The following is a 6,612-nucleotide window of genomic DNA, read 5'->3' as shown; positions in this document are numbered from 1 at the left end:
CCCCGGACCCGCCCCGGCACCGCCACCACCGGCACGACGGCCGCCACCACCCCCGCCGACGACGGCGAGACGTCCCCCGCGTTCGCCGAGACCTGGTGGGGCAACGCCTGGGTCGACGCGCTGGAGCGGGGCGCGCTGGACGCCGCGCGGCTGGCGCGCGGACGGGTCTGTGCCGAACAGGGCACCGTGGACGCGATCACCGTGACGCCGGGGCTCGTCCTCGCCTATGTGCAGGGCAGCCGCCCCCGCCCCTACCGCGTGCAGGTACGGCTGCGCACGCTCGGCGACGACGACTGGGCGCGGTTCCTGGACGCCGCGGCCGACCGGCCGGGGCACATCGCGGCCCTGCTCGACAAGGAGATGCCGCACTCCCTGACCGAGTGCGGCATACCGCTGCTGCCCGGCCCGGGCGATCTGGAGCCGCACTGCAGCTGCCCCGACCGCGGCCACCCCTGCAAGCACGCCGCCGCCCTCTGCTACCAGACGGCCCGGCTCCTCGACGCCGACCCGTTCGTGCTGCTCCTGCTGCGCGGCCGGGGCGAGAGGGAGGTGCTGGACGCGCTGTCGCGGCTCAGCGCCACCCGCGCGGCCCGCGCAGCGCAGGAACGGGCACCCGACCCGCTGCCCGGCGTCCGCGCCACGGACGCCCTCGCACCCCGCCGACTCCCGCCGCTGCCGCCGCCGTTGCCCCTGCCCGCACACCCCGAGCAGCCGCCGGTCTACCCGGACGTCCCCGACGGCCCGGACGCGCTCGCCCTGGACCAGCTGGCCACCGACGCCGCCGCCCGCGCCCACACGCTGCTCACCACCGGCCACGACAAGAGCGGCGAACTGACCCTGTGGCAGGACGCGGTACGGCTCGCGGCGGCCCGCCCCGGCTCCGGCCTCACCGCCGGCAGCAGGGCCCTGTACGCGTCGCTGGCCGCCGCGGCCGGCCGTACACCCGCGGAACTGGCACGCGCGGTCGCCGCGTGGCGGCAGGGCGGCACCGAGGGGCTCGCCGCGCTGGAGGAACCCTGGGACCCGCCGGCCGGCCGCTTCGACCGCGCGAGACCCCTGCTGCTCGCCGCCGACCTCCCCGCCTTCCGGCCGTGGCGCAACCGCCTCACCCACCCGCTCGGACACGTCCAGCTACGGCTGGGCCGCGACGGCCTGTGGTACGCGTACGAAGCGGACCCCGGCAGCGACGACTGGTGGCCGCGCGGCACACCCGACCCGGACCCGGTCGGCGCACTGACCGGGCTGGGCGCACTCGACGCGTACCCGCAGGACTGACCGGGGCCACAGGGCGCGAACCCCGAGGGGCTGACCGGGGGGCAGGCGTCAGTTCAGCACGGGGAACCCGAAGGAGAAGCCCTGCTCCTTCAGCTCGGGAAGGATGCGGCGCAGCGCCTCCACGGTCTGGGAGCGGTCGCCGCCCGCGTCGTGGAACAGCAGCGTCGGCCCGTTGGACAGCTCCTGCCGGACGGTGGCGACGATCGCGTCCGTGCCGGGCTTCTCGAAGTCCTTGGTGTCGACGTTCCAGCCCAGCGGGCGCATGCCGTGCGACGCGGCCAGCTGACGGCTGTAGGGGGTGAACGCGCCGCCCGGCGCCCGGTAGTACATCGGCTTCACACCGCCGGACGCCTCGGTGATCATGCGTTCGGCGTCGAGGATCTGCTGCGCCTGGTACTCCTGGGACTTCTTGTCCATGCCGGTGTCATGGCCCACCGAGTGGTCGCACAGCCGGTGCCCCGCCGCGACGACCTTCTTCACCAGATCGGGGTGGGCCTTCGCCTGCGTGCCGACCATGCAGAACGTGGCCTTGACCCCGAACTCGTCCAGCACCTCCAGCACACGCGGTGTCCACTGGGGGTCGGGGCCGTCGTCGATGGTGATGTTCAGGCCGCGCGGCCCCTTGTCGGAGGCGTGCGCGATGGACACCGCCACCTTCGCCGACTGCGACCCGGCGGCCGGCGAGGCGGACGACGCGGACGACGCGGACGGCGCGGAGGACGCGGCGGGCTTGGGCGAGGCCGCGCTCACGGCTCCGGCCTGCGCCGCCCACACCGACGCCCCGGTCGCCGCGACGACCACCGCGAGCGCCGCACCGACCGTCTTGCCGTACCAGCCGCGTCCGCCGTTGTGACGTGCCATCTCCGCCCCGCTCTCCCGCAGTTCCCGAGTTCCGTGTCGCTGGCCGCTGTGCTGCCAACTGATGGGATGAGGATCAGGGCACGCAGGATCCCTCCGTTACCGATCAAGGACAATTCCGGGGGCTTTCGGCGACAACCCGCGGAGGGGACTACGGAACATCGCCCCTAGTGGCCCGAATTGACCGTCAGTTTCCGTGCTTGTGCCAGTCAGGCGTCGGCGGAGGCCGTCACAGTGAGCCCTCGTGCGAAAGGGAACGGCAAGGCGAACGGGACAGGGATGCTGACCGGAATCGTGATCGACGCACTGGACGTCCCCCGCGTGGAACGCTTCTGGCGGGAGGCCACGCGGGGCCGGACGGGCGGCCTGCGCCTGCGGTTCGACCGGGCCGCAGGCCCGAAGCCGGCCCGCAAGAACCGGCTCCACCTCGACCTGGCCGGAGGCCCGCGCTGGGAGGACGAGGTGGCGCGGCTCCTCGCCCTCGGCGCCGCGCGGGCCGACATCGGGCAGGGAGACGTCCCTTGGGACGTACTGGCGGACCCGGAGGGCAACGAATTCTGCGTGCTGCGCCCCGGCCATCCCGGTGTGCGCGCCGACTCCGGTCTCGTCGCGGTCTGCCTCGACGTCGCCGAGGACGACCGGGACACCCAGACGGCCTTCTGGCGCGCCCGCGCCGACTGGCACGCGGTCGAGTCCCACGACTGGGGTGTCCGTCTGCGCCGCGACCCCACCAGCCCGGTCGCCCTGGTCATGGGACCGCCGGCGGCCCCGAAGGAGGGGCGGAACCGACTGCGGCTGGAGATCACCCACGGCGACACGGCACCGGGCGAGTACACCGACCCCGCCGGGAACGAGTTCCACGTCGTCGCGTGAACGGCCGCACACGGGAGACGGCCGGGAATCGTCCAGGGAGGAGCGGCCTTTCAGCCGGCGGACCGATGAGCAGGCCGTGACGACGCGGACCGAGGAGCAAACCGTGACGACGCGGACCGAGGAGCAAGCCGTGACGACGCGGACCGAGGAGCAAGCCGTGACGACGCGGACCGAGGAGCAGGCCGTGACGACGCGGACCGATGAGCAAACCGTGACGACGCGGACCGAGGAGCAAGCCGTGACGACGCGGACCGAGGAGCAGGCCGTGACGACGGTATGCCGTCGACCGCATACCGTCGTCCCCGTACCGGTGTGCTCCCCACGAGCGGTGTATACGGCATACGGGACGCACTGCGGCTGAGACCGTGATCACGCTCGCACGAGGCCGGACAGCCCGCCGAACCGTACGCCCCCGGCAAGGGCCGGGCTGTCGTGCGCGGACCGCCGGGGCGGTACCGGAGCGGCGGTCGCCGAATGGGCCGGGGTCGGGCGCGGTGCCGTCACGGGGGGCCGGCGAGGAAGCCGTCCGACCCCCGGAACGGTGGCGCGGGTTCAGCGCCCGGTGGCGCCCGCGGACGGGCTCGTGGCGCCGGCCGTCCGCACGTTGTGCGGTCGGTTGTGCACCAGCAGGGCGGAGGCCGCCGCCGCGCACACGAACACCACGGCGATCACCGTCATGCCCGCGTGCACACCGGAGGTGAAGGCGTCCCCGACGGCGCCCGTCACGGAGGGCGGGGCCGCGCCGTGGGCGGCGCCGGTGGACACGGCGTGCTCGATCGCCGGCCAGGACTCTCGGGGCACGTGGTGGGCCTCCAGCCGGCCGGGCAGCTCGGACTGGAGCCGGTGCGCGAGCAGCGCGCCCACCAGGGACGAGCCGGTGACGGAGCCGACCTGGCGGAAGGCGTTGACGGCTCCGGACGCCATGCCGGCGTGCTCGTGGGAGACGCTGACCAGGGCGGCGGCGGTGCTCGGCGCGGCCACCATGCCGCAGGCGGCGCCGAAGAGGACGTACAGCCACCACACGTGCGAGTACGGGGTGTCGGGGCCGAGGGTGAGGAAACCGGCGGTGGCGCCCGCGCCGATGAGGAAGCCCAGGGTGAGGGGCAGTTTGAAGCCGGTACGGCGGATGATCCGGCCGGTGGCCCATGCGACGACGACGTACACGCCGAAGAGGGCCAGCAGGCGCCACCCCACGTCCAGCGCCGACAGGTGCTGGACCCGCTGGTAGAACAGCACCGAGAGGATGGACACGCCGGTGAACCCGAACAGGGAGACCGCCGCGACGAACATGACGGCGCTGAACGACGCCGAGCGGAACAGGCGCATGTCCAGCATCGGCCTGGCCGCGGCGCGCTCCACGAACACGAACCCGGCGAGGGCAGCCGCCGCGACGACCCAGGCGGTGACGATACGGCCGCTGGTGTAGCCGTCGTGGCCGCCCTCGATGAGGGCGTACACGAGCGCGGCGATGCCAAGCACGGCCAGGATCTGGCCGGGGACGTCCAGCTTGCCGCCGGGCGCGCGGGACTCGGGGACGAACGCGGCCACGGCCATGGTGAGCACCGCGAGGGCCGCGGTCGACAGGAAGACCGTGTGCCAGTGGAAGTGGTTCAGCAGCGTGCCCGCGATGACCGGGCCGACGGCCAGACCGACGCCGGATGCGGCAGCCCACGCGGTCACCACTTCGGTACGTCGGTGGGGGTCGGGGAAGGCGGCGCCCAGCAGGGCCAGGCTGTTGGGCAGGATCAGCGCGCCGCCGACGCCGGAGATCAGCTGGCCGGTGATGACGCCGGTCGTCGACGACGCGGTGTATACGGTCAACGATCCGATGATCATGACGGTGGTGCCGGTGAGGAAGGCGCGTTTGCGGCCGTGGATATTGCCCACCGTGCCCGCGGACATCACCAGGCAGGCCACCAGCAGCGTGTATGCGGACGGGATCCAGACGAGCCCGGTCGGCGAGACGCGCAGATCGTCCTGGATGGCCGTCAGCGCCGACACCGAAGCGGTGATCAGCAGGAACGTCGTCATGGCGCCAAGGCACATCGCGACGAGCGTGACGCCCGCGGTGAACCGGGACGGCTGCCCGCCGCCGGCCGGCCCACCGCCGGGCTTCGGCCGCCGGTCCGTGTCGCGGATCGCGGCGGGGGAGGGGGTGGAGGAAGTCACGGGTGTTTCGTCTTCCTCGATCAGGCGAACTGCGGGTACACGGCGGCGACACCGCCGGCCAGGTCCGCCCGCACCTTGCGGCTGAGGTCGTCCACGACGATCTCGTACGTGCCCGAGGCGATGCCGTCGACGGCGGCACGCGCGACGACCGCCGGGTCGGTCTTCGGCTGGGTGACGTGGCGGGCCATGTCGGTGTCCATGTAGCCCACGTGCAGTGCCGACACGGTGATGCCGCGGGGGGCGAGCTGCTGGCGCACGGTGTTGGTCATGCTCCACGCCGCGGACTTCGCGGCGGCGTACGCGCCCACGGACGGCAGACCGATCCAGGACAGCACCGACAGGATGTTCAGGACCGCACCCCCGCCGCGGGCCTCGATCACCGGGGCGAACGCGCGGATCACCCGCAGGGAGCCCAGGTAGTGGGTGTCCAGCTCCAGCCGCAGGTCGTCCCACTCGCCGGTGAGCAGATCGGCCCCGGTGGAGGTGCCCGCGTTGTTGATCAGCAGGTTGACGTCCCCGGCCGCCTCGGCCGCGGCGGCGACCGACGCGGGGTCGGTGACGTCGAGCTGTATCGCCTTCACGCCGGGCAGATCGACCTGCTCCGGCCGGCGGGCCGCCGCGTACACGGTGGCGCCGCGCGCGGTCAGCTCCTGGGCGAGGGCCCGGCCGAGCCCCCGGTTGGCCCCGGTGACCAGGGCGGTTGCTGCGCTGATGTCCATGACTTCTTCTCCTCGGCTGCTGTGGAGCATGGCTGACTTTCATATTCGTAAGTCAGCTTCGACGGTATAGTCTGACATCTGTTGAGGCAAGTCAGCCGAGTGGGAGAAAAGAGACGGCGATGAGTGATCTGCTCGCGGAACGGGACACCTGGTCCATGGCGAACTGCTCCATCGCCCGCACGCTGGAGATCGCCGGCACCAGGGCGGCCATGCTGATCCTGCGCGAGGCCTTCTTCGGCACCCGCCGCTTCGACGACTTCGCGAAGCGCGTGGGCATCGGCGAGCCGGCCGCCGCCGCGCGCCTGAAGGAACTGACCGCCGCCGGCCTGCTGGAACGCGTCCCCTACCAGGAGCCCGGCCAACGGACCAGGCTCGCCTACCAGCTCACGGAGAAGGGCCGGGACTTCCTGCCCGTGCTCGTGGCGCTGCGCCAGTGGGGCGACCGCTGGGCCGCGGGTGAAGACGGACGCCCGGTCGTCGTGCGCCACCGGGACTGCGGCGCCGAAGTGCACGCCGTGCTGCGCTGCGACGAGGGGCACGACGTGGCGGACGGAGAGACCGTCGTCGAACCCGGCCCGGGCCTCCTGCGCATCACCCCGGACGCCGGCTGACGCGGACGCCGGCTGACGCGGGCGTCGAGGGGGAGCGGTACGGCGGAGGGGAAGCGGTACGGCAGAGGGGAAGCGGTACGGCAGAGGGGAAGCGGTACGGCAGAGGG

At 73.2% G+C, this 6,612-nt stretch carries 7 protein-coding genes; 4 read left to right on the top strand and 3 right to left on the bottom strand.

Features of this window, described 5'->3' with window-relative positions; genetic code table 11:
• The coding region (locus tag MTQ10_RS26145) for an SWIM zinc finger family protein (RefSeq protein WP_247472621.1) at positions 1-1,275 on the top strand (1,275 nt) is incomplete at its 5' end.
• Positions 1,276-1,323: 48 nt separating this feature from the next.
• Here MTQ10_RS26145 and MTQ10_RS26140 read toward each other — a convergent pair.
• Positions 1,324-2,136, bottom strand: coding sequence for a polysaccharide deacetylase family protein (locus MTQ10_RS26140; RefSeq protein WP_247472620.1), 813 nt, complete (start codon positions 2,134-2,136; stop codon positions 1,324-1,326).
• A 291-nt stretch (positions 2,137-2,427) separates the two neighbouring features.
• On the opposite strand from MTQ10_RS26140, the gene MTQ10_RS26135 reads away from it, so the two are divergent.
• Positions 2,428-3,006 carry a VOC family protein gene (locus tag MTQ10_RS26135; protein WP_247472619.1) on the top strand — a complete coding sequence of 193 codons (579 nt, stop codon included), beginning with the start codon at positions 2,428-2,430 and terminating at the stop codon, positions 3,004-3,006.
• Between the two features lie 76 nt (positions 3,007-3,082).
• Positions 3,083-3,367, top strand: a complete 285-nt coding sequence (locus tag MTQ10_RS26130; protein ID WP_247472618.1) for a hypothetical protein — start codon at positions 3,083-3,085, stop codon at positions 3,365-3,367.
• Between the two features lie 191 nt (positions 3,368-3,558).
• On the opposite strand, the gene MTQ10_RS26125 is transcribed toward MTQ10_RS26130, so the two are convergent.
• Both MTQ10_RS26125 and MTQ10_RS26120 read right to left on the bottom strand, forming a co-directional pair.
• Positions 3,559-5,175 (bottom strand): MFS transporter, encoded by a 1,617-nt coding sequence (locus MTQ10_RS26125; RefSeq protein WP_247472617.1) that lies wholly within the window; start codon positions 5,173-5,175, stop codon positions 3,559-3,561.
• Between the two features lie 20 nt (positions 5,176-5,195).
• Entirely contained in the window at positions 5,196-5,894 is a 699-nt protein-coding gene (locus MTQ10_RS26120; RefSeq protein ID WP_247472616.1) for an SDR family oxidoreductase, read from the bottom strand.
• A 119-nt stretch (positions 5,895-6,013) separates the two neighbouring features.
• On the opposite strand from MTQ10_RS26120, the gene MTQ10_RS26115 reads away from it, so the two are divergent.
• Complete coding sequence (locus MTQ10_RS26115) at positions 6,014-6,505, top strand: winged helix-turn-helix transcriptional regulator (protein ID WP_247472615.1); 492 nt, start codon at positions 6,014-6,016, stop codon at positions 6,503-6,505.
• The last annotated feature ends 107 nt before the right edge of the window (positions 6,506-6,612 follow it).

The organism is Streptomyces sp. XM83C, assembly GCF_023072675.1.
Classification (GTDB): domain Bacteria; phylum Actinomycetota; class Actinomycetes; order Streptomycetales; family Streptomycetaceae; genus Streptomyces; species Streptomyces thermocoprophilus.
The sequence above is the reverse complement of the archived record's forward strand: the minus strand, read 5'-3'. Positions and strand labels throughout refer to the sequence as shown.